Annotated in this window: 20 protein-coding genes and 3 pseudogenes; 14 read left to right on the top strand and 9 right to left on the bottom strand. The window is 71.5% G+C overall.

From position 1 onward, the window contains the following. Positions 1–296: 296 nt before the first annotated feature. On the bottom strand, positions 297–1,337 hold the full coding sequence (locus tag IE206_RS13655; protein ID WP_189962395.1) for a YncE family protein: 1,041 nt from the start codon (positions 1,335–1,337) through the stop codon (positions 297–299). A gap of 149 nt (positions 1,338–1,486) precedes the next feature. Between IE206_RS13655 and IE206_RS13660 the strand changes: the two genes are divergently transcribed. From IE206_RS13660 to IE206_RS13690, 7 genes are all read left to right on the top strand, one after another. Beyond that, positions 1,487–2,404, top strand: coding sequence for a LysR family transcriptional regulator (locus IE206_RS13660; RefSeq protein ID WP_189962396.1), 918 nt, complete (start codon positions 1,487–1,489; stop codon positions 2,402–2,404). A 243-nt stretch (positions 2,405–2,647) separates the two neighbouring features. Further along, positions 2,648–3,415, top strand: coding sequence for a GntR family transcriptional regulator (locus tag IE206_RS13665; protein WP_189962397.1), 768 nt, complete (start codon positions 2,648–2,650; stop codon positions 3,413–3,415). A 30-nt stretch (positions 3,416–3,445) separates the two neighbouring features. Further along, on the top strand, positions 3,446–3,673 hold the full coding sequence (locus IE206_RS13670; protein ID WP_189962398.1) for a 4Fe-4S dicluster domain-containing protein: 228 nt from the start codon (positions 3,446–3,448) through the stop codon (positions 3,671–3,673). Between the two features lie 14 nt (positions 3,674–3,687). Further along, a complete protein-coding gene (locus IE206_RS13675) occupies positions 3,688–5,028 on the top strand; it encodes an ABC transporter substrate-binding protein (RefSeq protein ID WP_189962399.1) in 1,341 nt (446 codons plus the stop codon). Next, positions 5,025–5,852: an ABC transporter permease gene (locus IE206_RS13680; RefSeq protein WP_189962400.1), complete on the top strand. Its 828-nt coding sequence runs from the start codon at positions 5,025–5,027 to the stop codon at positions 5,850–5,852. The genes IE206_RS13675 and IE206_RS13680 overlap by 4 nt, the downstream gene beginning before the upstream one ends. Further along, the gene (locus IE206_RS13685; protein ID WP_189962401.1) at positions 5,849–6,601 is read left to right on the top strand and encodes an ABC transporter ATP-binding protein; all 753 of its coding nucleotides are present in this window, start codon (positions 5,849–5,851) and stop codon (positions 6,599–6,601) included. The genes IE206_RS13680 and IE206_RS13685 overlap by 4 nt, the downstream gene beginning before the upstream one ends. 11 nt (positions 6,602–6,612) lie before the next feature. After that, complete coding sequence (locus IE206_RS13690; RefSeq protein WP_226599495.1) at positions 6,613–9,408, top strand: fumarate reductase/succinate dehydrogenase flavoprotein subunit; 2,796 nt, start codon at positions 6,613–6,615, stop codon at positions 9,406–9,408. Positions 9,409–9,481: 73 nt separating this feature from the next. Here the strand turns inward: IE206_RS13690 and IE206_RS13695 are convergent, their stop codons facing one another. Continuing rightward, positions 9,482–9,622: a hypothetical protein gene (locus IE206_RS13695; RefSeq protein WP_189962402.1), complete on the bottom strand. Its 141-nt coding sequence runs from the start codon at positions 9,620–9,622 to the stop codon at positions 9,482–9,484. Between the two features lie 346 nt (positions 9,623–9,968). Here IE206_RS13695 and IE206_RS13700 point away from each other — a divergent pair, with 346 nt between their 5' ends. After that, a complete protein-coding gene (locus tag IE206_RS13700) occupies positions 9,969–11,120 on the top strand; it encodes a hypothetical protein (protein ID WP_189962403.1) in 1,152 nt (383 codons plus the stop codon). Positions 11,121–11,378: 258 nt separating this feature from the next. On the opposite strand, the gene IE206_RS13705 is transcribed toward IE206_RS13700, so the two are convergent. From IE206_RS13705 to IE206_RS13715, 3 genes and pseudogenes are all read right to left on the bottom strand, one after another. After that, positions 11,379–12,155 (bottom strand): class I SAM-dependent methyltransferase, encoded by a 777-nt coding sequence (locus IE206_RS13705; protein ID WP_189962404.1) that lies wholly within the window; start codon positions 12,153–12,155, stop codon positions 11,379–11,381. A 111-nt stretch (positions 12,156–12,266) separates the two neighbouring features. Then, positions 12,267–12,383 (bottom strand): annotated as a pseudogene (locus IE206_RS13710) (pyridoxine 5'-phosphate oxidase C-terminal domain-containing protein); the annotation flags it as partial. Positions 12,384–12,414: 31 nt separating this feature from the next. Continuing rightward, positions 12,415–13,563, bottom strand: coding sequence for a methyltransferase domain-containing protein (locus tag IE206_RS13715; protein ID WP_189962406.1), 1,149 nt, complete (start codon positions 13,561–13,563; stop codon positions 12,415–12,417). A 479-nt stretch (positions 13,564–14,042) separates the two neighbouring features. On the opposite strand from IE206_RS13715, the pseudogene IE206_RS42410 reads away from it, so the two are divergent. Next, positions 14,043–14,245 (top strand): annotated as a pseudogene (locus IE206_RS42410) (sulfite oxidase-like oxidoreductase); the annotation flags it as partial. A gap of 42 nt (positions 14,246–14,287) precedes the next feature. Here IE206_RS42410 and IE206_RS13720 read toward each other — a convergent pair. From IE206_RS13720 to IE206_RS13730, 3 genes and pseudogenes are all read right to left on the bottom strand, one after another. Further along, positions 14,288–17,071, bottom strand: a complete 2,784-nt coding sequence (locus IE206_RS13720) for a molybdopterin-dependent oxidoreductase (protein WP_189962407.1) — start codon at positions 17,069–17,071, stop codon at positions 14,288–14,290. Beyond that, entirely contained in the window at positions 17,068–17,901 is an 834-nt protein-coding gene (locus IE206_RS13725) for an FAD binding domain-containing protein (RefSeq protein ID WP_189962408.1), read from the bottom strand. Before IE206_RS13725 ends, IE206_RS13720 begins: the two co-directional genes overlap by 4 nt. 174 nt (positions 17,902–18,075) lie before the next feature. After that, positions 18,076–18,626 (bottom strand): annotated as a pseudogene (locus IE206_RS13730) (SRPBCC family protein). A 346-nt stretch (positions 18,627–18,972) separates the two neighbouring features. On the opposite strand from IE206_RS13730, the gene IE206_RS13735 reads away from it, so the two are divergent. After that, entirely contained in the window at positions 18,973–19,632 is a 660-nt protein-coding gene (locus IE206_RS13735; RefSeq protein WP_189962409.1) for a TetR/AcrR family transcriptional regulator, read from the top strand. A 12-nt stretch (positions 19,633–19,644) separates the two neighbouring features. On the opposite strand, the gene IE206_RS13740 is transcribed toward IE206_RS13735, so the two are convergent. After that, positions 19,645–20,562 carry a LysR family transcriptional regulator gene (locus tag IE206_RS13740; protein ID WP_189962605.1) on the bottom strand — a complete coding sequence of 306 codons (918 nt, stop codon included), beginning with the start codon at positions 20,560–20,562 and terminating at the stop codon, positions 19,645–19,647. A 151-nt stretch (positions 20,563–20,713) separates the two neighbouring features. Here IE206_RS13740 and IE206_RS13745 point away from each other — a divergent pair, with 151 nt between their 5' ends. From IE206_RS13745 to IE206_RS13760, 4 genes are all read left to right on the top strand, one after another. Beyond that, on the top strand, positions 20,714–21,859 hold the full coding sequence (locus tag IE206_RS13745; protein WP_189962410.1) for a diaminopropionate ammonia-lyase: 1,146 nt from the start codon (positions 20,714–20,716) through the stop codon (positions 21,857–21,859). Between the two features lie 271 nt (positions 21,860–22,130). Continuing rightward, the gene (locus tag IE206_RS13750; protein WP_189962411.1) at positions 22,131–23,342 is read left to right on the top strand and encodes an ROK family transcriptional regulator; all 1,212 of its coding nucleotides are present in this window, start codon (positions 22,131–22,133) and stop codon (positions 23,340–23,342) included. A 54-nt stretch (positions 23,343–23,396) separates the two neighbouring features. Further along, on the top strand, positions 23,397–23,549 hold the full coding sequence (locus IE206_RS13755) for a hypothetical protein (protein ID WP_189962412.1): 153 nt from the start codon (positions 23,397–23,399) through the stop codon (positions 23,547–23,549). A gap of 243 nt (positions 23,550–23,792) precedes the next feature. Next, positions 23,793–24,866, top strand: a complete 1,074-nt coding sequence (locus tag IE206_RS13760; RefSeq protein WP_189962413.1) for an ABC transporter substrate-binding protein — start codon at positions 23,793–23,795, stop codon at positions 24,864–24,866. The last annotated feature ends 1 nt before the right edge of the window (position 24,867 follow it).

Raw genomic sequence — 24,867 nt, forward strand, 5'->3', positions numbered from 1 at the left:
CTAGCGTCGAGCCGTCATCGGCTCGCAGGGCGACGAACGGAGTTGCACATGGCGAAGGGGCAGGACTCCAAGAAGGACACCAAGAAGAAGCCTCTGAAGACCCGAGCTGAGAAGAAAGCCAAGAAGAAGGCCAAGAAGTAGGCGGAGAAGCAGGCCGGTACGGATCCTGCGGGGACACGCCTGACAGGCCCCCAGGACACGGCGTCCTGGGGGCCTGGTTCATTGCCTGGGCGGGAGGCATCCAACAGGAGCCTCGACAGGGGGGCCTGTTCACTCTCCCCCCTACGCTCTGGGTGTCAGGCGGGGCGGGGAATGTAGGCCATGCCGTGGGCGCCCGACTCGCCCAGCGCGGCGTGGTCGATGCGGTTCAGGGTCTGGAGCGTCTCCAGGTCGACGACGTCGACGGTGGACGAGGCATGGCAGGCCACGTAGGCGAGCCTGCCGTCGGGGGACGAGGTGATGGTCAGCGGGAAGAGCCCCACCTCGACGTCGCCCAGTCGCTTGTGCGTTTCGGCCGAGAACACCGTGAGGCGGCCGGGCGCCATGCGGCTGCCGCCGGACGCCGGGTCGTCCTCCATGCGTACCTCGCCCGCGAGCAGGCGTCCCGTAGAGGTGAGGTGCACCGGCATGGCGGCGTCCTCCAGCGGCAGGGTGTCGACCACCGAAGCCGTCCTGACGTCAATGACCTTGATTCCAGGGGGTGTTGAGCCAGCGGCCCCGAGGAACGGCGCGGCGGCGAAGGCGCGCGTGCCGTCGGCGGAGACGGCGAGTCCCTCACTGCCCGGCACCTCGACCTTCGCGGTGAGTGCGCCCAGTTCGAGATCGAGGGCCGCCACGAACCGCGCCTCCTTGCCGGTGACGTAGCCCGTCTTTCCGGCCGCGTCGACGGCGACCCAGTGCGGGCCCGGTGTGTCGGTGCCGATCCGGTCCACGGGCCGCCGGGTCTGCGTGTCGATGACCAGGACGCCACCGGGCTGGTCGGCCGAGCCCTCCACGGTGACGTACAGGCGACCGTTCGCCGCGTCCAACGCGAGCCCGTGCGGGGCGTGTTCGGGGGCGAGGTCGACGACCTCGACGACGCGGCGGGTGTCCGGGTCGATGACCGTGAGCTGGGTGCGCGGGCCGCCGTTCGCGCCGTAGAAGCCCGAGCTGTACGTGATCGAGCACCACAGCAGCCGCTGGGTCGGATCGAAGCACAACTCGTGCGGCTGGGCGATGGTTTCGAGCGAGCCGAGGTAGCGGTCGGAGGCGGCGTCGAAGAACGAGACAGAGGGCCCGCTCTGGCTGACCACGGCCAGCACATCGCCTTCTCGACCGGCACGGGGGGACTGTTGCATGGCCAATTTCCTTCGTGTGACAGGCGGTTGGTTCGTCCGCGCGGTTCCCGCGGACATCTCCACTCTCCGCCCGAGCAGGTCCGCCGGCAATGCAAGAATTGGCACTCCATCATTGACTACAGCGCAAAAGTACAGCTCAGGAGCGCCTCATGGATCTCAACCTGCTACGTGTCCTGGACGCCTTGCTCCAGGAGAACAGTGTGAGTCGCGCCGCCGAGCGCCTCGGCACGTCACCCGCGGCGGTCAGCCGCAGTCTGGCCCGGCTGCGCCGCGCGGTGGGCGACCCGCTCCTGGTCCGCGCCGGCCAGGGCATGGTCCCCACCCCCCGAGCCCTCGAACTCCGCGAGGAGGTCGGCGCGTTGCTGCGCGGCTGCGACAACGTGCTGCGGCCGGGTGCCGGATTCGAGGCCGTCCACCTCCAGCGCACCTTCACCGTGCAGGCGACCGACCTGATCCTGGCGGGGGTCGCCGGACCCCTGGCCGACCGGATCCGGGCGGCCGCCCCGCATGTGGACGTGGTTTTCCTGCCCGAGGCACTGGAGGGCGGCCCCGCGCTGCGCCAGGGCACGGTGGACGTCGAGCTCGGCGTCCTCGGGCAGCTGGACCCGGAGATCCGCACCCGGCACATCACGCAGAAGCAGCTGGTGGGGGTCGCCCGTACCGGTCATCCCCTCTTCGACAAGCGCATCGACGCCCGCCGGTTCGCCGCCGTCGACCACATAGGCATCTCCCGGCACGGCAAACGGCGGGGCCCCATCGACCAGGCCCTCGCCGAGCGCGGGCTGCGGCGGCGCGTGGCGGTCGTCGTGCCCAGTCACACCAGCGCGATGATCCTCGCCCGGGACACCGACCTCGTCGCCCTCACCCTGGCCGACTGGCTCCCCGGCACCGCCGCCGCGCTCGGGCTGCGTACCTTCCCCATCCCCTTCGACGTGGCGCCCATCGACCTCGGGCTGGCCTGGCATCCCCGCAACTCCGACGATCCAGGCCACAGTTGGTTCCGCGACCATGTGGCGGCCGCGGTCCTCGCTCCGTCGGGGCCGGGGGATCAGGACCTGCGGGGCTGACCGTCGGAGGCACCGCGCCCACCGTCGACGGGAAGGTGGCGCCCTTGACGAACCGGGCGTCCGCATCGCCAAGAGCTCCCTGGGGTGCGGGGATGCGGGGGTGTCCACCCTGTGGGCAACGAAGTGGCAGATCTTGCCACGCTCCCTTCAAAGCCCCAGGTCAGAGGCGTATGCGTGGGTGCGTCAGGTGGCGCAATGTTGTGGCAACACCACCGGAGGAGCCCGGCCGGTACGTTCCCTGCCATGCCAGCCGAACCCGCCTCCGCCTCGCTTCCGGTCGCCGCCGCGCGCCGCCGGCGGCTGCGCGCCGACCGGGCCCGGCAGCTCGCCGACCTGCTGCGTCACCAGATCCTGGCGGGCGGCTTCCCCGGCGGTGTGCTCCCCCTGGAACACGCCATCGCCGCCGACTACCGGGCCAGCCGCAACACCGTGCGCCAAGCCCTGGAGATGCTGCGCGACGAGCAACTGGTCGACCGGCAGCCCGGCGTCGGCACCGTGGTGGTGTGCGAGAAGTACCCGCACGGCCTGAACCGGCTCCAAGGCCTTGCCGAGACCCTGAACGAGCACGGCCGGGTCACCAACGAGGTGCGCACCGTCGGCCCGCTCCGCGCCCCGGGCCCGGTGGCCCACCGGCTCGGCCTGCCCGAGCACACCGACGTGCTGTGCATCGAGCGACTGCGCCGTCTGAACGGCCTCCCGCTGTCCCTGGACCTCTCCTACCTGCCCCTGGACGTGGGCGGTGAACTGCTCGGCTGCGACCTGGAGAACACCGACGTCTTCCGCCTCCTCGAATCGCTGACCGGCGGCCCGCTCGGGCACGCCGACGTCACCCTGGAGGCCGTCAACGCCGACGCGCACTCCGCCGCGGTGCTCCAAGTACCGCGCGGCGCGGCCGTGTTGATGCTGGAACGGCTGACCCATATGCCCGACGGACGCCCGGTCGACCTGGAGTTCATCCGGTTCCGCGGCGACCGCATCGCCATGAGCGGTGTGCTGCACCGCTCCCTCTGATCCGCACCTTCCCCTTCTCAGGAGACAGCCATGCCTCTGGTCCCGCAGCGCGCCGACGTGCCCGTCACCATCGACGAGTCCCTGTGCATCGACGGCTGCACGCTCTGCGTCGACATGTGTCCGCTCGACTCCCTCGCGATCCGCGAGGACAACGGCAAGGCGTACATGCACGTGGACGAGTGCTGGTACTGCGGCCCGTGCGCGGCCCGCTGTCCCACTGGCGCGGTCACCGTCAACATGCCCTATCTGCTCCGGTGAAAGGCCCAACTGCCATGTCCAGCAAGCGAGTTGTTCCGCTGCTTGCCCTCTCGCTGACCTTGCCGCCGGCCACCGGCTGCGGGGGCGCGGCCGGCGCCGACAGCGGGGCGAAGACGGTCACCGTCACCGTCGGATACCAGTCGAAGACCATCAACACCGTCACCGCGGGCACCCTGCTGCGCTCGCTCGGCTACTTCGAGCAGGAACTCGCCACCCGCGGCAAGCGGGACGGCACCACGTACAGGGTGAAGTGGCAGGACTACGCGACCGGCGCCCCGATCACCGCCCAGATGACCGCAGGGAAGATCGACATCGGCTCGATGGGCGACTTCCCGCTCCTGATCAACGCGGCCCGCGGCAAGGAGCTCAAGCAGCCGACGAAGCTGGTGTCGGTCACCGGATACAACCTGCGAGGCGGCCTCAACACCGTTGTCGTAGCAGAGAGTTCTCCACTCAGGTCACTGTCCGACCTGCGCGGCAAGAAGGTGTCCACGAGCGTCGGTTCGGCCGCCGACGGGACCCTGGTCCGCGCTCTCCAGCGAGCCGGCATCGACCCCGGCAAGGGCATCGACAAGCTCAACCAGCAGCCGAGCGTGGGCGCCTCCGCGCTCGCCGCGGGCAGCGTCGACGCACTGTCCCAATTCGTCGCCTGGCCCGGCCAGCTGGCCTTCCAGGGGCAGGCGAAGGCCCTGTACGACGGTGCCGAACTGAACCTTCCGACCTTCCACGGGGTCACCGTCCGCGAGAAGTTCGCCAAGGACCACGCCGGGGTCCTCGACGCCTTCCTCGCGGCCCAGCGCCGCGCCACCGACTACCTGCGCACCGAGCCCGTCGCCGCCGCCGAGTCGGTGGCCAAGGAGACCGGGCTGCCCGCCGAGGTGGTCTACCTCTACAACGGCGCGAACGGCATCGCCACCTTCGACCCGGCGCTCCGTCCCGAGCTGATCGACGCGCTCAAGCAGGACGTCCCGGTCCTCAAGGCCGCGAAGCTGGTGAACGACGTCGACGTGGACGCCTTCGTCGACCCGGCACCGCTGAAGCGGGCAGTGCGAGCCCCAGAATATCCTCAAGTCACCGTCGTCAAGCCGGAGTTGTGGCTCAAGGGGCGGAGCACCACACGCTCCTTCGGCAGCCCCAAGGAACTCCTCGAGGCCGTCAAGGGCGCCGACGTACGAGCCGCGTACGTGCCCGACGCGGTGACCGGCACCCTGTGGTTCGCCGACAAGGCGGTCTGGGTCGCGGACGGCGCCGACCTGCGCGCCTTCGTCACCCCGGCCGGCGCGCAGGCGTACGTCGCCCGGCATCCCGGAGCCAGGACCGTCGGCTACGCGGACGCCCTGAGGCTGGCGTCGTGAGCGCGGGCCGCCGGCTGCTGCGAGCAGCCTCCCTCGCCGCGGCGCTCGGACTGTGGCAGCTGCTCACCTCGCTCGACGTCGACCTGTGGCTGCGGTTCGAGCAGTTCCCCACGGTCGGCGAGGTGGCCTCCGCCCTCGCCGACCGGGCCGGGACGGCCGAGTACTGGCAGGACCTGGGGTTCAGCCTGCGCCGCATCGCGATCGGCTTTCTGCTCGCCGCGGTCCTGGGCGTGGCGACCGGCACCGCCGTGGCGCGCTCGCGGTGGGCCGACGACCTGCTCGGCCCGCTGATCGAGGTGGCCCGTCCGGTCCCCGCCATCGCTCTGGTGCCGGTCGCGATCCTGCTGCTGCCCACCAACGAGCAGGGCATCGTGTTCATCACCTTCGCCGCCGCCTTCTTCCCGGTGGTCGTCTCGACCCGGCACGCGGTGCGCGCCCTGAGCCCGGTGTGGGAGGAGGCCGTGCTCACCATGGGCGGCGGCCGGCTGCGGGTGCTGTTCTCGGTGGTCCTCCCCGGCGCTCTGCCGGGCATCTTCGGCGGCCTGTCGGTGGGCGTCGGCGTCTCGTGGATCTGTGTGATCTCCGCGGAGATGATCTCGGGGGAGTACGGGGTGGGCTACCGCACCTGGCAGGCGTACACCGTCGTCGACTATCCGGGGGTGTTCGTCGGCATGGTCACCATCGGCGCGCTCGGCTGGCTGACCTCCACGGCCGTGGAGCTCCTCGGCGGCCGTGCCACCAACTGGCTGCCCCGCCCGGCCGTGCGCCCCGTGACCCGCCGAGCCTTCACTCCCGCCGTCCCCGCGAAGGAGCCGGTCGCATGAGTACGACCACGACCCTGCCCGTCACCACCACGCGGACAGGTGCCGAACTCGCCCTGCACAGGGCCGAGTTGGGCCATGCGGGCGTGCCTCCCGTGCTCGGTGAGCTCGACCTGCGCGTGACGCCGGGGGAGGTGCTGACCGTCGTCGGCCCCTCCGGCTGCGGGAAGTCCACCCTGCTGCGCACCCTCGCCGGGCTGCTGCCCCCGCTGGCCGGAGAGGCCACCCAGGACGGGCAGCCGATCCGCCGCCCCGGCGCCGACCGCGCGCTGGTCTTCCAGCACGACGCCCTGCTGCCCTGGCGCACCGTACGCGCCAACATCGAACTGCCCCTTGCGATCCGCCGTGTCCCCCGGACCGAACGGCGCCGGGCCGCGGCCGACTGGCTGGACCGGGTCGAACTGTCCGGGCACGCGGGCAGACTGCCGCACCAGCTGTCCGGCGGGCAGCGCCAACGCGTCCAGCTCGCAAGGGCGTTGGCCGGCCGGCCCCGCGCGGTCCTGATGGACGAGCCCTTCGGCGCGCTCGACGCACACACCCGGTCCGGCATGCAGGACCTGCTGGTCGACATCCTGCGCGACACCGGCGCCACCGTCGTCTTCGTCACGCACGACGTGGACGAGGCCCTCTACCTCGGCGACCGGATCGCCCTGCTCGCCGCCGGGCAGGTGCTCGACGTCCCGCATCCCCGGCGGCGGGACGCCGCCTCCGCCACCACCGCCCTCCGCCGCCGCATCCTCGCCTCCCTCTGAAAGGCCCCGCAGTGGACACCACCCTGGCCATCCCCGACCTCGCCGACGCGACCGAGCTCGCCTGCGACGTGCTGGTCATCGGCGGCGGCACCGCCGGGACCATGGCCGCGCTCACCGCCGCCGGCCGTGGCGCGAACGTCCTGCTCCTGGAGAAGGCGCACGTGCGGCACTCCGGCGCCCTCGCCATGGGCATGGACGGCGTCAACAACGCGATCATCCCGGGCCGTGCCGAACCCGACGACTACGTCGCCGAGATCACCCGCGCCAATGACGGCGTCGTCGACCAGTCCACCGTGCGCCAGACCGCGACCCGGGGCTTCGACATGGTCAAGCGCCTGGAGTCGTACGGAGTGAAGTTCGAGAAGGACGAGCACGGCGAGTACGCCGTCCGCCAGGTGCACCGCTCCGGCTCCTATGTGCTGCCCATGCCGGAGGGCAAGGACGTCAAGAAGGTCCTGTACCGGCAGCTGCGGCGCCGCGAGATGAGGGAGCGGATCCGCATCGAGAACCGGGTGATGCCGGTTCGCGTGCTCACCTCCGACGGACGGGCCGTGGGCGCGGCCGGATTCAACACGCGCACCGGGGAGTTCGTGGTCGTCCGCGCGGGCGCCGTCATCCTGGCCACCGGCCCCTGCGGCCGCCTCGGCCTGCCCGCCTCCGGCTACCTCTACGGGACGTACGAGAACCCCACCAACGCGGGCGACGGCTACGCCATGGCCTACCACGCGGGCGCCGCGCTCACCGGCATCGAGTGCTTCCAGATCAACCCGCTGATCAAGGACTACAACGGCCCGGCCTGCGCGTACGTCGCCAATCCCTTCGGCGGCTACCAGGTGAACCGGCACGGCGAACGGTTCGTCGAGTCGGACTACTGGTCGGGGCAGATGATGGCCGAGTTCGCCGCCGAACTCGCCTCCGACCGGGCCCCGGTGTACCTCAAGCTCAGCCATCTGCCCGAGGAGACCATCGGCGCCGTCGAGTCGATCCTGCACACCACCGAGCGACCCACCCGTGGCACCTTCCACGAGGGCCGCGGCCACGACTACCGCACCCACGACATCGAGATGCACATCTCGGAGATCGGCCTGTGCGGCGGGCACTCCGCGTCCGGGGTACGCGTCGACGCCCACGCCCGCACCACGGTGCCCCGCCTGTACGCGGCCGGCGACCTGGCCTGCGTACCGCACAACTACATGATCGGCGCGTTCGTCTTCGGGGACCTGGCGGGGGAGGACGCGTCCCAATTTCCCTGCTTTGAAGGGGAGTTGCCGGCCGACCAGCTCGCCGCCGCCCACGAACTGATCTACCGGCCGCTGCGTAACCCGGACGGGCCGCCGCAGCCTCAGGTGGAGTACAAACTGCGGAGGTTCGTCAACGACTACGTGGCGCCGCCGAAGACGGGCGCGAAGCTGTCGCTGGCCGTGGAGGCGTTCGAGCGCATGCGGGTCGAGATCGAGGGGATGGGCGCGCGCACCCCGCACGAGCTGATGCGCTGCGCCGAGGTGTCCTTCATCCGGGACTGCGCCGAGATGGCGGCCCGATCGTCGCTGGCCCGGACGGAGTCCCGCTGGGGCCTGTACCACGAGCGGCTCGACCATCCGGAGCAGGACGACGCGTCCTGGCTGCATCATTTGGACCTGCGCAAGTCCCCCTCCGGGGCCATGGAGTTCACGGCGCGGCCCGTCGAGCCGTATGTGGTCCCGGTGCCGGAGTTCACGCCGGTCGCGGGGCCTGAGCGGGCGCTGGGGGAGGCGGTGCTGGTGCCGGTGGCGACGGCGGGGCGGCGTGAGACGGCCCCGGCTGCGCGTGGGGCGGGCGTCATCTCCGCCGGCCTGGACGTCTCCGCCTCCGTCACGGCGGAGCCGAGTGACGCCGCGCGTCCGGGCCACCCCGGTACTGAGACCGCCCAGGATCCCGTCGTCGTCTCCGCCCCCAGCGCGTCCCTCCTGCGCCTGCTGGCCCTGGCCGAGGAGTCCCCCGACTTGGAGGCGCTGCGCCCCTACCTCGCCGACCCCGACCCGGCGGTCCGCACGGCCGCCGTCACCGCGCTCGGCGAGACCGTGCCGTCCGGGGCCGGGCCCGTACTCGCGGACCGTCTGCGGGACGGCGCGCCGCAGGTGCGAGCCGCCGCAGCGGCGGCCCTGCGTGAACTGGTCGAAGTGCTGCCCGCGGAGGCCGAGTTGGGAACTGCGCTGCGGGAGGCGCTCGGCGTGCGGGACCCGGCCGTCCGAACCGCGGCCCTCGAAGTGCTGCGGGCGCTGCGCCTGGCGGAAGCCCCGGTGTACGCGGCTGCGCTCGCCGACGCCGACCTGGAGGTCCGCATCCACGCCGTGCGGGGCCTGGTCGCGGTGGACGCGGTCGAGGAACTGGCGGCGGCGGCCGCCGACCCCGCGAGGGAGGTACGGGTCGCGGTGGCCCGGGGTATCGCGGCCGTGCACGCCCCGGTACCGGAGCCGCTGGGTCCCCTCCTCGCCGACCCCGACCCGCTGGTCAGAGGGGCCGCTCTGGCAGCGCTCGCGGCGACCGGCTGCCCGCCCGCGTACGCCGAACGGGCCGCGACCGCGCTGAGCGATCCGGCCTGGCAGGCCCGGGCCGGAGCCGCGGCGGCCCTCAAGGCGGCGGCACCGGCCGAGGCCGTCCCGGCGCTCGCGAAGGCCCTGGCCGACCCCAACGCGGACGTCCGCAAGGCCGCGGTCCTGTCGCTGCTGGCCCATCGCGCACACCCCGATGCGCAGAGCGCGCTGGCCACGGCCACGAGAGACCCGGACGCGGACGTCCGCGCCTACGCGGCCCGGGCGGCGGGGTGACCCGCCGGGACTACGAGGGAGCGATCAGGAAGTGATCAGGGAGTGATCCTGGACGAGCCCACCTGGCCGACGGTCACCAGTCCCCGTAGTCCTCGACCGGGTCGGCGACGAGGGAGTGCAGCGCGTCGGCCCGGTGTCGGTCCTCGGGCTGGTCGCGCAGGGCCTCGTCGATGGCCGCGGCCGGGCCGGGGGCGGCCGGGCTCCGGTCCCTCACCTCGTCGAGCGGCGGCGTGGTGACCAGGTCGAGGCATGGGGTGAGCAGCCCCCTGGTTGCAGTCAGCCGTGGCTGTGGGACACGCCCGATCTGTCCTGCCTGTCCTGGTGCTGCCGGCCGAGCGTGATCCTGGTGCACCGGCGACGCCGAGCAGCCGGGGCCGCAGGGGGGCGTACCGGATGGTGCCCATCGCTGGACCCCCGCGCCGGCGCGACCCGGCGTCCCATTCGACCTCTACCTCTACCTATGCCCGTACATCGCGGCGAAGTCGTGGACCCGGTGCCGATTACATCCGGAGGGCCACAGAGCATACTGGTCGGGCCCCGATCACCTACAGAACGACTCCATGGCCAAGAACAGCACCTCCTCGACCACCGTCCCCGACACCGCGTGGCTGGGGCGCGGGCGCCACCTCGGGCCCGAGCCCGAGCGGGACGTCCGGCGCAACCTGATCGCCCTCAAGGCGGCCGGCGTGCTGGACGACTTCCTGGACCTCGAACCCGTCGAGGCGGCCCGCTCCACCCCCCTGTACCCGCGGGACGAGGCCGCCGACCCCGGTCCCTCGGCCCGCCGTCTCTTCGAGGCCCGCTGGCGCGTGGCCGACGACGTCACCGTGCGCGCCCAGCTGGTCACGTACGAACCCGAGGGTCGCCGCAAGGGAGACGAGGGCGTCACCTGGATCCTGGCCGCCGAGGCGGAACGGGCGTGGGACGTGAACTGGCCCTCGCCCGCCACCATGTTCTGGCCGGACAGCGACCGGATCGACTGGGACCACGACACCCTGCCGGGCCTGCGGCTGCGGACCACGAACCACCTGCCGAAGGACGACGACGAACTGCGCCACCTGCTGCGGGACTGCACCCGGCAGAGCTGGTTCATCCACGTCGTGGTGCACGAGGCCATGACGCCGGACGCGATGGGCCAGCGTCCGGTCTCGACGTTCCTGCCGCCGAGCCTGCGGCACCGGGTGGTCGAGCACCGGGGCACGCCCGAGCAGGCGCAGATCGCCGACTTCGCGATGAAGCGGGAGCTGGGCGTGCGCATGCCGCGCGGCGGCGCCGTCGTCCTGCCCACGGCGCCCCCGAGCCCGTGGTACGACGCCGATCGCTACACCGTGCGCACCGTGTTCCTCGACGGCTCGGAGCCGACCGAACTCCTCGACAGGATCAGGGAGTTCGCCGCCCTTCCGCAGCCCATGCCCGCCGACGCGGAGCCCGCGCTCAGGCGGCTGCGCCTCGGCTGGCATCTGCTCACCCCGGACGAGGAGCTGGCCCACGCCCAGGCCATGGTCGCCAAGTACGCCGAGGCGCTGGACGTCATGACCAACTCCCGCGACCTGTACCGGGAGGCCGCCGAGGCGGCACATGCCGCGCTCGCCGAGGCCACCGGCGGCGACGGTGTGCCCCGGCTGCCCGGGCCGAGGCCGGTCAAGGCGGACGCATCGCCGCTCGGCGCCATCACCAAGGCGCTCGGCCGCTTCCGGGGGCCGAACAAGTAGCGAGCTTCGGCGCGCTCCTTTCGTCGGCCTGCTGGCGTCAACTCCAGTGGCCCACAAGCCGGTTGAGGGAGACGGCGGGTGTGTGCCGCGCCCGCGCGCGATCCGGGCCCGGTCCTTCGGCGAGCGCAGCCTGCCCCTCCCCGCCCCGCACGTTTCCGGCCAGCGACGGCGCCGCATGGAACCGTTCCGCGGGATTGCCGTCGGGCGGTGCGTGAGGGTGCGGGGCGGGCCCGGGAGGCAGGAGTCATCTCGCTGTGCCTACGGTGTGGCGCGCACGATCACGAGCGAGCCTTCATACGTCGCCTGACGGCGCAGGTGGCCGAACTCCTCGTCCCACGCGCCGGATTCGAGATCGCGGCGCAACTCGGTGTCGAAGCGCTCACGGACCCCGTCGTCGACGAAGCTCCAGGCGGAGCAGGCCTGACGGGCTGCCGGGTCGAGGAGATACTCCGGACGCCCGAAGTACGCCTCGTTGAACCCGTCGGTGCAGTCCAGCGGGATGGGGACGGTCTGGACGGTTCCGGTGTCGCCGAGCGCGGCCGACAGTGTCTCGACGCCGGGGTAGCGGCGGGCCTCGGTGTCGAGGACCTCGGGCGCGTACCGGTACAGCCAGAAGTCCCGTACGAGCGCGGGGTCGCAGGTCAGGATGACCACGGGCCCCCGGGTCACGCGCCGCATCTCGCGCAGTCCTGCCCGTACGTCGGACCATTGGTGCACGCTGAACAGCGTCATCGCGGCATCGAACTCGCCGTCCACGAAAGGGAGTTCCTCGGCGACGGCATCGATGGCGCGGGCGAGCCGGGCCGGTCGTTGGGCGCGCATCGACTCCGAGGGCTCGACCGCCGTCACGGCCTGTGCCGCGTTCTCGTACGACCCCGCGCCCGCGCCGACGTTGAGAACCGACTCGGCGCCGCCCAGGGCTTCGGCGATGAAGCGGGCGATCCGCTCGTCCGGGCGGCGATAGGAGGAGTAACCGGCGCCGATCGAGCCGTAGTCGACGTCGCCGGCGCTGCCGTCCTGGGTGCGTGTGGTCATGGAATACCTACCTCGCTTCGTGAGCAGGGTCAAGCAGGAATGAGAGAGGGGATCTCGCGTGCCCATCGGTTGTGCCGGTCGGGAGCGGGAGACGGGTGGGGCCTGCGGTACTTACTGCGCCTGCGAACAGAGTTGGAATCGCTCCCAACCATTGTCGGTCCGCTCGTAGCGCAGCCGGGTGTGGACGCGGCTCTTGGCCGCCTGCCAGAACTTCACCTCTGCCGGGGGGAGGGTGTAGAGCGTCCGCCCGGTTGCTCGGCTACCCGGCGAGGGTGGCGTGGGCCAGGAAGTGGCCGGGGGTGTCCTCGTACTCGTCCAGGTTCCAGCCGGTCGCCTCCAGGGCTTGGCGCAGGTTGTGCTCCGCGAGGAGGTCGCCGGGGTCGAGGGGACGGCCGTGCCGGGCCGCCCGTTCCGCGCGGCCCGAGGGGTGGAAGAGGAGGAGCACGCAGTCGGGCATGGCCACGCGAGCCCATTCGGTGAGGGCGGTGCGAGGGTCGGGGAGGTGATCGAGAAGCCCCGCCGAGAAGATCCCGTCCACGGAACGGCGGGGTACGGGGAGCCGGGTGCAGTCCGCCGCGAGCAGGTGTCCGTGCCGGGTGCGGCCGTGCCGGACGGCGGCCGTCAGCATGGCGGGTGTGACATCGATGCCGAGCACGTGGCCGTGAGCCCCGACCTGTTCCCGGAGTGCGGGCATGGCCCGTCCTGTGCCGCATCCGAGGTCCAACGCCGTCGCGCCGGGCCTCAGCCGCATGCGAAGGGCCGCGGCTTCATAGGCCGGAGTCTGGTGGGCGAACCGTTCTTCCCAGGCGTCGGCCCGATGTGTGAAGAAGGCCCGGGTGGCAGTGTGTTCGGCCCGTGCTGCCACCAACGAGGCGAAACGGAACAGGAGCTGATCCATCCAGGCCCCGTCCTTGTTGTCGTGTCCTCCGGCGAACCGCACTCCCCAGGCGCTGCTCCCGAGGCGGAATGCCTGGACCGGGTGAGCCTGGGCGGTGGCCAGGACGACGGCGCCGGGCGGGAGGGAGACCGGTGCGGGGTGCGGACACAGGTCCGCGGGCAGAGGTCCCGCGAAGAGCGGGTCGGCGCTCGCGGCCGGGGTCAGCTCCACCGCGGGCCCCATGGAGGCGGATTCCGTGGCGGTCACCTCGGCCAGCAGCTCGGCGCCGCTCCCCAGGGCCAGGACCGGCACCTGCGCGGCGAGCGCATCCCGCACCAGGGCCGGCCCGGTGGTGCCGGCGGGGCGAGGGGCGGCCAGGATGATCAGACCCTCGACGCCGCCGAGGTCGACGGGCGGAAGCTCGCCCCCGTCGAGCGGGACGGACCGGGCGGTGAGACCGGCGGCGCCGAGCGCCCCGCCCACCGCGGCCGGCACCCCTGCGGACGCCTGCTGTACGACGACCACGGTCATCGCCCACTCCTTACATTCGAGCCCATCCGGCCACAGTGGCTGGCACCTACGCAAGGATGCGCCCATCCGGTCTGCATATGCCAGGGCATCTCCGGTGGTGAGATGTCGTGTCATGGGGCCGGGGCGGCGCCCCGGAATTCCTAGGAGGCCCCGTGCGCCGAACCGCGAGCGGCGTACGAGGCCTCCTGCCGGTGTGTCCCCGTGGCGGCGAGAGCCACTCCTCCGCCCCGTCCCGGTACCGCAAGTGAATCAAGGTGCGTATCGGCGCGGCTACTGGATCAGCCCACAGAAACAGGCCCATGTGGCCGGTATGCGTACAGGCGATCATCCAAGAGGTGAACAGCGCGAAAGGGGTAGCACCTGCAAGGCCGAATGCCAGTTCCATCTAGCTGTTGCTGTTTCCGTTTCTGTTGCTCTTGATGCCCTCGTCGCGGAGGAAGAGGGAGGTGTTGTGTGGTGGCAGGTGGGCCCGTCCCTCCGGGGCAGCGTGTGGTGAAGGCGTGCCCGCCGCCGTCCTCCTGAACCTGGCGCCGCCCGGCCCGCGGGTCACCCACGTCATGGCGTGGGCCGAGTACGGCTACAACGCCAACCTGCGCCTCGGCGCGGCTTCTGGGAGGAGCGGGGCTATCACCTCGCCGACCCCTGGACCGAGCAGCGCCACTCGTACCAGGAGGACGAGTAGCGCTGCGGGTCTTCCCGGTCGTCAACTGCCAGGATATGAGACTTAGTTGGAGGCCTCGCGGGCCCGCTGGTCCAGGGCGAGCCATACGCGGTCCCGGGTGACCGGCAGCTCCGTGAACCGGATGCCCGTGGCGTCGCGCAGGGCGTTCGCGAATGCGGGGCCCACCGGGTTGAAGGGGCTCTCGCTCATCGACTTGGCGCCGAGCGGGCCGATGGCGTCGGTGGTCTCCATGAAGTGGACCTCGGTGCGTGGGACGTCCGCGTACTGGGGGAGGCGGTAGCGGCGGAACGCGGCGGTGGTGACCTCGCCGCGGTCGTCGACGCGGACCGTCTCGAAGAGCGTCGCGCCGAGCGCCTGGGCGACCCCGCCCTCGACCTGGCCGCGGCACTGCATCGGGTTCATGACCTTGCCCGCGTCGGCCGCGTGGACGCTGCGCAGAATGCGGATCTCGCCGGTGTCGGGGTCCACGGCGAGGCGGAACCACTGGGCGTTGAAGGCGACCGAGCGGGGCGAGCCGCCCCAGTGGCCGTCGGCGGCCAGCTCCTGCTCGGCGCCCCGCGCCCGGGCCGCCTCGTGGAGTTCCTTCAGCGTCACCACCCGGCCCGCGCACTCGACGGCCTCGGGCCCGAGTACGCACAGGTGGCGGGCCACCCCCGTGTGCAGGGCGGCGAAGGTCCGCAGTCGTTCGGCGAGCGAGGTCGCGGCCAGCAGGACCGCCTTGCCGGCCACGACCGTCCCCGCGGAGCCGAAGGCGCCCGTGTCGTGGCGGACCACGTCCGTGTCGGACTGGCGGACCGTGAGACGGTCCTCCGTGGTGTTCAGGGCGCCCGCGGTGATCTGCTTGTGGACGGTGGTGGTGCCGTTGCCGAACTCAGCCGTGCCCACCGCGATGTCGTACGTCCCGTCGGAGAGCAGGGAAACGCGCGCGTCGGCGTAGTGCCCGCCGGGCGGGCCCGTCGCGATCATCGCCATGGCCGTGCCCTGGCCGACGAGCCAGCCCTCGGGCGCCTTCTCGGAACTCTCGTCCTCGGCGATGGCCTTGCGGACGACCGTCAGACACTGGTCGAGACCGTACGAGGCGATGTGCAGGTCCTCCTCCTCGCCGATCGGGCTGTGCATGGCCTCGCCGGGGCCGATGATGTTCTTCTCCCGGAAGACCAGCGGGTCCATGCCGAGCCGGCGGGCCAGCTCGTCCATCACCGACTCGACGGCGAAGGTGACCTGTCCGAGTCCGTAGCCCCGGAAGGCCCCCGCCGGAACGACGTTCGTGTAGACCGAGAACGCGTCCACCTTCTTGTGCGGGGCGCGGTAGACGGCGAACGACTCACCCACGCTGTGGAACATCACGGCCGGGCCGTGGTTGCCGTACGCACCCGTGTTGGACACCACGCGCATCTGGATCGCGGTCAGGGTGCCGTCGGCTCGGGCGCCCACCTTGATTCCGATCGTGAAGGGGTGGCGGGTGGTCGCACCGTGGAACTGCTCGGCCCGGGTGTACTCCAGTTTCACCGGGCGGCGCAGTTTCAGGGCCGTCAGCGTGACGATGTCCTCGGTCAGCATCTCCTGCTTGCCGCCGAATCCGCCGCCCACCCGGCCCGCGACGACCCGGACCTCGTCCTCGGGCAGGTCGTACAGGGCGCACAGCGCGCGGCGCGTCAGGAACGGGGTCTGGGTGGAGGAGCGGACGGTGAGACGCTCGCCGGTGCCGTCCTCCTTGGGCTCGAAGTAGGCGACACAGCCATGGGTTTCGAGGCTGGCGTGCTGGACGCGCTGGGTGAGGAAGGTCTCCTCATGGATGACGTCCGCGTCGGCGAAGCCGTCCGCCACACAGCCGATCTCGCCGTGCACCTCACCGGCGACGTTGTTCTCCACGCGGGCGATGCGCGCCTCGGGCCCCTTGCCCTCGTGGACCATCGGCGCGCCGGGAGCCATCGCCTCCTCGGGGTCGATGACGTACGGGAGTTCCTCGTAGACCACCTCCACCCGGCGGCAGCCCTCCTCGGCGGCCTGCTCGCTGTCGGCGACGACCGCCGCGACGCGCTGGCCGACATGGCGGACGGTGTCGTCGAGGACGCGGGTGTCGTCGGGGTCCTCGGTGGGATGCTCGTGGCGGGCGGAGGAGTACAGGGTGTCGGGGGCGTCCTCGTGGGTGAGGACGGCGTGCACGCCGGGCACGCGCAGGGCGGCGGCGGTGTCGATGGAGACGATCCGGGCGTGCGGGTGCGGGGAGCGCAGCAGCTTCATGTGGAGCAGGCCGGGCACCTCGACGTCGAAGGTGTAGCGCGCGGTACCGGTGACGACCTGCGGACCCGCCGGCGCGCCGAGACTCTTGCCAACCGCCATGCCCGCACAGGGCCGTTCGGTGTGCCGCACACCTCGTACGGCGTCCTCGATGGCGCGGTAGCCGGTGCAGCGGCAGATGTTCCCCTTGAACGCGCGGGGCAGATCGGCCAGCTTGTGGTCGTCGTGCTCGGTGCCCTGCTCGGCTTCGAGAGCGGCTGTCGTCATCAGGAACCCGGCGGTGCAGAAGCCGCACTGGAAACCCTGGGCATCGAGGAACTTCCTCTGTACGGGATGGAGTTCACCCTCCGGCGAGGCGAGTCCCTCGACCGTCGTCACGCTGCGGCCCTTTGCCCGCACCGCCGGATACAGGCAGCTGTGCACCGGCTCGCCGTCCACGTGGACGGTGCAGGCTCCGCAGTCCCCCTGGTCGCAGCCCTTCTTCACGCCGAACCAGCCGCGCTCGCGGAGATACGTACGCAGACACTGGCCCGCCCTCGGCTCGGTGTCGAAGGGCTGGTTGTTGACCTCGATGTCGAAGCTCATCGCACACCGTCCCGGGAGAGCCGAGTCAGTTCGTGGCGGACTTCCTCGGCGAGGCGGAATCCCATGTGCCGCCGCCACTCGGGCAGTCCGTGGATGTCGTCGTACCAGTCGTCCTCGCCGACGGCCACCTCGATCGCCCGCCGCAGTTCGCCCCGGTCCGGAGGCAGCGGGAACCAGAGGCGGAACGGCCGAACGGTCGCCGCGCTGATCGTCACCGCCATCGAGCCGTCCACGGGGTCGAGCGTCCCGATGACCAGCGCGCCCGAGCGGCCGAGCCCGTACAGCGATGCCTGCCGGAAGGCCGTATGGCAGCCCAGCGCCCGCGCGGGCAGGGTGACCGAGCGGAGCAGCTCGCCCTCGTCGAGGACCTTGCGGCCCGCGCCGGTGATGAAATCGACGACCTTGACGCTCCGCAGCGAGCCCGCCTGCGACTGGAGCAGGCACGAGCCGTCCAGCGCGGCGGTCAGCGAGATCATGGGTCCGGCGGGCAGACCGTTGCAGAGGTTTCCGCCCACGGTCGCCATGTTCCAGATCTTGAACGAGGCCAGAAAGGCCCGGCAGCACTGCTCGAACAGAGGTGCCGACCGAGGCGTGAACTGCCGTCCGAACCGCGACAGTTGGGCGATGGTGCACGTCGCCGCGATCTCCAGCGACCCGTCCCCTCCGAGGCTCAGCGACTCCCATCCCATGCGGCTCAGATCCACCAGACGCCGCAGGTGCGGCTGCGGTTCGGAGAACAGATAGGTGCCTCCGCCCAGCCATGCGTCACCAGGTTGCCAGGGCTCACGAAGCCGCGCGTCCCGCACGTCCGCCACCGTGTTCAGATCCATGTCTTCCCCCGTGCTTCGACCACTGCATCCAGGCCAGTGAAGCCGCGGGAGAGGCCGAAAACGACTGGCTCAGCACACGGAAAACGTCATCGGGGTGAGCCGCGTACTGGATGAACAACCAGGGGGCATCCGGCCCGATCCGTGGGGAGCGTGCGGGGTGGCCTGGTTCGCGGATCAGCGTGGCCCGCCGGCTTCCGCCGCCGTCTTCAATTCACGCAGCCACGCATCGAGGCCGTCGCTGAGCATCTTGGTCGCGACGGGTACGTTCGCGTCGACCTGGGGGCCCGTGTGGGTTTCCTCGGTGCGTACGAGGACGCCGCCCTTGACCCTCGTGAAGTTCCACACGTGGACGCCGTCGATGTGCAGCCCCTCGCCGATCGCGGGGCCGGTCCAGCGGATACAGGAGTTGTGCTTGATCTGCTGGACGGTCGAAGTGATGTCCAGGCTGGTGGCGGGATCGAGGGGTTGGGCGGCACCGGGGTGGTCCACAGGAAGGCCGAGCCCTTCCGGAAGGGGCCGTGGTCGAGCAGTTCCGAGGTCTTGACCGCGGCCTGCCAGGAAGGCCAGCGCTCGACGTCGGTCTGCAGCTTCCAAATAGGGCTCAGCGGTGCATGGATAACGGTCTCGGTCCGGTAGCGGACGCGGGCATCCGGGTCGACGCCCTCCCCACGGCAGGTGAGCGACTTGCCGGGGTGGGGAGCGGCTCCGGCGGGCGCCGCCGCCATCGTGCCGAGGAAGGTGACGGCGAGCGGGACGGCGACCAGCGCCACGCGGAGGCTGTTGCCGCGCACGCGGCGGTCCGATCCGGCGGACGGCTCTGCTGCTGAGGCTGACATGACGTTCCCCTTGAGATGAGTGAGTAGGTGAGCGAGCGAGCCAGTGGCCTGGTGTGCGCCGATGAGTGCGAGTGGCCGGGCGGGACGGAGGCCCGCCCTCTGAATGTCATTTAGGAGGCTTGCCGTTCGTTAGAAGTTCTAACACTCGACTGCGGGGGCCGTCAATAACCTTCGTGATAGCCTCTAACTAAATCTGGCGGCTTCAGCCGCGGCCGTACGGAGAGGTGGCAGGCCAGTGGCGGAATCGGGCGCCAAGACGCCGCGCGAGCGCTATCGCGCGCAGGTCCGGGCGGAGATCAAGCAGCACGCGTGGGAGCAGATCGCCACGGCGGGGGCGTCCGCGCTGTCCCTCAACGCGATCGCCAAGCAGATGGGGCTGAGCGGGCCCGCGCTCTACCGCTACTTCGCCGGCCGGGACGAGCTGATCACCGAGCTTGTCCGGGACGCGTACCGGAGCCTCGCCGACACCCTCCGCATGGCCACCGAGGCCTCCAAGTCCGGCGCCGACATCGCCGCGCTGGCGCACGCGCTGCGCGACTGGGCCCTGGAGGACCCCAACCGCTACTTCCTCGTCTACGGCACGCCCGTCCCCGGCTACCACGCGCCCGACGACATCACCGTCATCGCCGACGGGATCATGAGGATGCTGCTCGACGCATGTACGGCCCTGCCCTCCGACGGGCCCGCGGCGCCGTTCGCCGAACACCTCCAGGAACACCGGCGATGGGCGGAGGGGCACCCCGCCCCGCCGGCCGCCCTCCACAGAGCCCTGGTCTTCTGGACGAGACTGCACGGCGTCCTGTCCCTGGAAGCCGCGGGCCACTTCGCCGGTATGGGATTCGACCCCGGGCAGCTGTACGCCGCCGAACTGGACGACCTGCGGCGACAGCCGTGAACTCCCTTGTTGTCACGCCTTGTTGGTGGGTGAGCCCACCGCACGGAGGAGGGCGGCCCGGCAGGCCTGGATGGCGGGGTGGCGGCTGCTTCCGCGGCGTACGACCGTGAAGATGCGGCGGGTGCGCCGACCGCGGGGGAGCCGGCGCAGGGGGACCGTCGGGCCTCGCCCGTTCCAGATGAGGTCCGGCAGGAACGCCGCGGCGTGCTTCTGCTCGACCAGGCGCAGGTGGAGCAGGAGGTCGGTGGTCTCGAACCGTACGTCCGGCTCGAAGCCGGCGTTGCGGCACAAGGTCATGGCCCAGTGCCGGGCGCCCGTGCCCTCGGGTTCCATGACCCACGGGTGGCCGGCGAGGGCGCGCAGCGCCGCCAACGGGGTCTCGAAGCCCGGCACTTCGGACTGCGGCAGCGCGAGGTGGAGGGGGTCGTCGAGCAGGTCCTCCTCTTCGAGTTCGGCCGGGCGCGGGTTGGGGTTGCCGGGGTACTCCTCGGCGAGCACCAGGTCGAAGTCGCGGGCCTGAAGGGCGGGCAGGGCGCCCTCCGGCTCCATGTGCGTGACGTGGACGCGCAGATGCGGGTGTGCGTCACGCAGCAGGCCGAGCGCGGTCGGGATCAGAGCCAGGGCGGCCGTCTGGAACGAGGCGATGCGCAACGTGCCGGTCAGGTCGGTCAGGGAGGTGGCGATGTCCGCCTCCGCGCGCTCCAGGCGTTCGAGCACCGCTTCGGTGTGGGCGACGAGGATCTCGGCCTGCTCGGTCAGCCGCACCCGCCGCCCGACCGGTTCGAGCAGCGGGACGCCGACCTCGGCCTCCAGTTGGGCGAGGTGCTGGGAGACGGAGGAGGGGGCGTAGGACAGGGCCGCGGCGACGGCCGCGAGCGTGCCGCGGTGCTTGAGCTCGCGCAGCAGGCGCAGCCGGTGCAGGTCGAACATCGTCGGACCGCCCTCCGGGCCGTCGCGGAGCACCCGCCTCGGAGGATGGCGCCGAGTGGCCGATGGCCGGCGTTTACGTCGGGTTTTGTGATGAGTATAGATCGGAAAGATTCGCTGGACCGATCGGAGAGGGCCGCCGCATCCTGGTCGGGTGCCCGAGAACGCTTCCTCCCTCCGTGTCCTTCCGTGGTCCGCGCGGCCCGGCGCGCGTGCCTGGCGGTGTGAACCCGCACCCTCCCGGGTGCGGGACTTCCATGCCACGCTGCCCGACTACGCTCCCACCCCCTTGATCGAACTCCCGCTGCTGGCAAGGGAATTGGGCGTGGGCCGCGTCTTCGTCAAGGACGAGTCGTCCCGGCTGGGTCTTCCGGCCTTCAAGGCGCTGGGTGCGTCCTGGGCCGTCCGCCGCATCCTCGCCGAGCGGGCCGCGAGCGGCGAGGATGCGCTCCCGGTCACCCTGGTGACCGCCACCGACGGCAACCACGGCCGCGCGGTGGCCCGCATGGCCCGCCTGCTCGGGCAGCGTGCCCATGTCTTCGTGCCCCAGGGGGTGCATCCGCAGGCGGTGTCCGCCATCGCCGCCGAACGGGCCGAGGTCACCCAGGTCGCGGGGCCCTACGACCAGGCGGTACGGCTGGCGGCCGAGGCGAGTGCGGCGGCGGACTCGGTCCTGGTCCAGGACACGGCCTGGCCGGGCTATGAACGCATCCCCGGGTGGATCGTCGAGGGCTACTCCACCCTCTGCGCCGAGATCGACGAGCAGTTGACGGCGGCGGGCGTCACCTCGGGGCCCGGCCTCGTCGCCGTGCCGGTGGGAGTCGGGTCGCTGGCCCAGGCCGTGGTCACCCACTACCGCAGCCGCCCCTCGGGGCGTGGCCCCGCGCTGCTCTCGGTGGAGCCGGAGGCCGCGGCCTGCGTCCTGGAAAGCCTCTCGCTGGGTGCGCCCGTCAGCATCACCACCGGCGCCACCACCATGGCCGGGCTGAACTGCGGCACCCCGTCCAGCATCGCCTGGCCCCACCTGCGCGACGGTCTGGACGCGGCCGTCGCCATCACCGACCCCGACGCGGCCCGCGCGGCCGCCCGTCTCGCCGAACTCGGCGTCTCCTCGGGGCCCTGCGGGGCCGCGGCGCTCGCCGGGCTGCGGGCAGCGCTCACCGGCGCGGGCGCCGACGAACGCCGTACGACGCTCGGGCTCGGCCCGTGCTCGGTGGTCGTCCTGCTCAGCACCGAGGGCACGGCCGCCAACCCGTACTCCGACGCCGGCCCCGCAGCGGCCGGCCGACCGACTTCGTGACGGCGCTCGGTGTCCCCGGCCACCCGGTCGGCGCCGGCTCAACAGAGGGAGGGGGACCGTCCGCACCGTGGGCGGCGTCTGGGCAGCCGTCGGCCGGTTTGCTAGCTTCGAGGCATGGTTGCCCAGGCTGAGAACTTCGCGTCGCGTCGCTATGTCGACCTGCGGCGCCAAGGTACGGCCACCTGTTGCCCGAGCTGAGGCGGCCGGAGCGGGTCCGGATCGCCGACGACGAGACGGCGCGGTGTCCGACCAGCTCCCGAGGAAGAAACCCATGTCCCTTGCAGTGGCACCCTCAGCGGCAGGGCGGGCCGCGGACAGCGCGCGGCGCAGGACGAGCGCCAGCGTCGTCCTGCGGTCCGTCCTTGAGCACGGGCCGGTCGCCCGGAGCACCATCGCCCGGCTGACCGGCCTCTCCCCGGCGTCGGTGACCGACCACTGCGCCCGGTTGGGCGCGCTCGGCCTGATCCGGGAGGCCGCTGTGCCCCGACAGGTGAAGGGGGCCGGGCGCCCGCACATACCCGTCGATCTGGACGCCTGCCGGTTCGTGGTGGGCGGGGTGCATGTGGCCGTGCCGTACACCACCGTCGCGCTGCTCGACCTGCGCGGGCGGGTGGTCGCCGAGCGGCGTCTCGGCCATGGCGAGGGCGCCGAGCCGCACCGGGTTCTCGCGAACGCCGCCGACGGGCTCGGCGCGCTCCTCGCGGAGGCCGGTGACCGGACCCCGCTGGGTATTGGCGTGGCCGCCGGGGGCTGGGTGGACCGTGACGCCGGGACCGTCGTCGAGCACGGGCTCCTCGGCTGGCGCGACGTGGCCGTCCGTGAGGTGATCGGTGCGCACACCGGTCTGCCGGTCCAAGTGGACGGGCACGCTCGGGCGTTGGTCAACGGGGAGCGGCTGTTCGGGCGGGCGCGGGGGAGCCGGAGCGTACTGCACCTCTTCGTCGGCAATGTGGTGGACGCCGCGTTCGCCACCCACGACCAGGTGCATCACGGCCCGCGCTCGCAGGCCGGGGCGATCGCCCATCTGCCGCTGGAAGGCGGCACGGAGCCGTGCGACTGCGGCCGGACAGGGTGCCTCCAAGTCGAATTGAGCGAACGGACGTTGTGCCGCCGGGCGCGCGAGCGGGGTGTCATCACAACGGCGAACCCGATGCACGTGGTGCGCGCCGCGGCCGAGGGAAGTCCGGTCGCGGTAGGGCTTCTCGTGGAGCGGGCCAGGATGGTCGGTCGGGCGGCCCGGCTGCTGCTCGACGTGCTCAACCCGGAGACGGTCGTCATCACCGAGGCCGGGGTGATGTACCGGGACGACTGCCTCGGCGCGGTGCGCGAGGCGGTGGGGGAGGAGCGCGCGGCGCTGGTCGTGCCGAGCGGCTTCACCGACTCCGTCCTCGCCGTGGCGGGCGGTTCCGTTGCTCTGGACGTGCTCTACCGCGATCCGCTGAGTGCTGCGGCGATGTCGGGCATGCCCGCGGGGCCGAATTAATTCAGAAACTCCGAATGTTGACAGGGGCTCTGCCGGGCCGCGAACATTCTGGGCATGAACAGCGCGCAGGAATTCTCCCCGGTGATCCGGTCGCGGCAGGTCCGCGACCGGACCGCTGGTGTCGCGCCGGCACTCTCGCGGCAGGTTCCGCTGACCAAGTGCCGTTTTATCGACCTGATGCGGATCGGCCGCACCCTTTGTTGCTGATGTGCCGCAGTGATCTTGACGGCTTGATGTGTCGATGAAGCGACGCATTGTTGCGGGAATATTGACGTATGGGCGCACTCGCCGCCCGCACCCCGTCATGGTTTTGTCGTGCGCCTTTCGGGTGCGCTGATTTTCCGCGGGCGCTTCCGCCCATCGCGACACCTCGCCGTGCCCGCATGCGAGGAAATTGCGCACGCATTCCACTCCCCCCTTGTCTTTCCCTTGATTTCACGGAGTCCCTCCATGCCACCAGCGTCCCCAGCCGTGCCCGGTGTCGACCGGCGGCTGTTCCTGTCCTCCCTGCTCGGTGTCGCCGCCGCGGCCGGTCTCAGCGGTTGCGCGGGTGCCAGTGCCGCCGACTCCGGGGTCAAGGGGTCCGCGTCCGCCCCTCTGGCCACCTCCGTTCCCTCCGGTACGAGCCTGAAGATCGCCTCGTACCAGGGTGTCCAGCAGCTCCAGTTCAAGCTCGCGGGCCTGTCCGACCTGCCCTTCACCGTGTCGGAATGGGTGAACACGGGCGCCGGTCCGGATGTCATCAACGCCTTCCGTGCCAAGTCCCTGGACGTCGCCAACAACGCGGGGATACCGCCGATCCAGGCACACTTTCAGGGGTACGACGCGAAGATCGTCGCGATCGACATCACCCGCAAGCCGAGTTACGTCTTCGCCACGAAGCCCGGCAGTGACATCCGGGACGTCCAGGGTTTCCAAGGGAAGAAGCTGGCCTTCTCGCAGGGGCAGGCGCAGGGCGTCGTCCTGCTGCGGGCACTGAAGCAGGCCGGGTTGACGCATGACGACGTACACCTCGTGCCGCTGACGAGCAATCAGTTCTTCACCGCGCTCCAGGCCGGCCAGGTCGACATCGCCCCGCTGGCCAACCAGCAGGCCCCGGCCTACCTCAAGCAGTACGGACCCAAGGGCGCGCACACCATCGCGACCGACGTCGTGGACCTCCTCAACCTGCTGTGGGCGCCCGCCTCCGTCCTCGCCGACCCCGCGAAGGCCGCCGCGGTCGCCGCGTACGTCCCCCGCTGGGCGAAGGGTCAGGTGTGGGCGTACGAGCACCCGGACGCCTGGAACGAGGAGTTCTACGTCAAGACCCAGAACCTCACCCTCGCGCAGGCCCGGTCGATCACTGCGCTCGCCAACAAGCCGATCTTTCCCCCCAGTTGGGACGAGGCGGTGCGGTGGGAGCAGGAGACCGCGGACCTGCTGGCCGAGGGCGGTTTCGTGAAACGGTTCAAGGTCGACTCGCTCTTCGACCGGCGCTTCGAGGGCCTCGCTGCCAAAGCCGTCCCGGCCGAGTACCAGAGGTGAC

This window comes from Streptomyces violascens, assembly GCF_014649955.1.
Classification (GTDB): Bacteria; Actinomycetota; Actinomycetes; order Streptomycetales; family Streptomycetaceae; genus Streptomyces; species Streptomyces violascens.

Excerpts from the sequence above, each read along its gene's own strand:
- IE206_RS13725 (WP_189962408.1), bottom strand. The coding sequence starts at position 17,901 with ATGGATCTGAACACGGTGGCGGACGTGCGGGACGCGCGGCTTCGTGAG.
- IE206_RS13665 (WP_189962397.1), top strand. The coding sequence starts at position 2,648 with ATGCCAGCCGAACCCGCCTCCGCCTCGCTTCCGGTCGCCGCCGCGCGC.
- IE206_RS13700 (WP_189962403.1), top strand. The coding sequence starts at position 9,969 with ATGGCCAAGAACAGCACCTCCTCGACCACCGTCCCCGACACCGCGTGG.
- IE206_RS13740 (WP_189962605.1), bottom strand. The coding sequence starts at position 20,562 with ATGTTCGACCTGCACCGGCTGCGCCTGCTGCGCGAGCTCAAGCACCGC.
- IE206_RS13705 (WP_189962404.1), bottom strand. The coding sequence starts at position 12,155 with ATGACCACACGCACCCAGGACGGCAGCGCCGGCGACGTCGACTACGGC.
- IE206_RS13670 (WP_189962398.1), top strand. The coding sequence starts at position 3,446 with ATGCCTCTGGTCCCGCAGCGCGCCGACGTGCCCGTCACCATCGACGAG.
- IE206_RS13720 (WP_189962407.1), bottom strand. The coding sequence starts at position 17,071 with ATGAGCTTCGACATCGAGGTCAACAACCAGCCCTTCGACACCGAGCCG.
- IE206_RS13750 (WP_189962411.1), top strand. The coding sequence starts at position 22,131 with ATGTCCCTTGCAGTGGCACCCTCAGCGGCAGGGCGGGCCGCGGACAGC.
- IE206_RS13675 (WP_189962399.1), top strand. The coding sequence starts at position 3,688 with ATGTCCAGCAAGCGAGTTGTTCCGCTGCTTGCCCTCTCGCTGACCTTG.
- IE206_RS13715 (WP_189962406.1), bottom strand. The coding sequence starts at position 13,563 with ATGACCGTGGTCGTCGTACAGCAGGCGTCCGCAGGGGTGCCGGCCGCG.
- IE206_RS13660 (WP_189962396.1), top strand. The coding sequence starts at position 1,487 with ATGGATCTCAACCTGCTACGTGTCCTGGACGCCTTGCTCCAGGAGAAC.
- IE206_RS13760 (WP_189962413.1), top strand. The coding sequence starts at position 23,793 with ATGCCACCAGCGTCCCCAGCCGTGCCCGGTGTCGACCGGCGGCTGTTC.
- IE206_RS13685 (WP_189962401.1), top strand. The coding sequence starts at position 5,849 with ATGAGTACGACCACGACCCTGCCCGTCACCACCACGCGGACAGGTGCC.
- IE206_RS13655 (WP_189962395.1), bottom strand. The coding sequence starts at position 1,337 with ATGCAACAGTCCCCCCGTGCCGGTCGAGAAGGCGATGTGCTGGCCGTG.
- IE206_RS13755 (WP_189962412.1), top strand. The coding sequence starts at position 23,397 with ATGAACAGCGCGCAGGAATTCTCCCCGGTGATCCGGTCGCGGCAGGTC.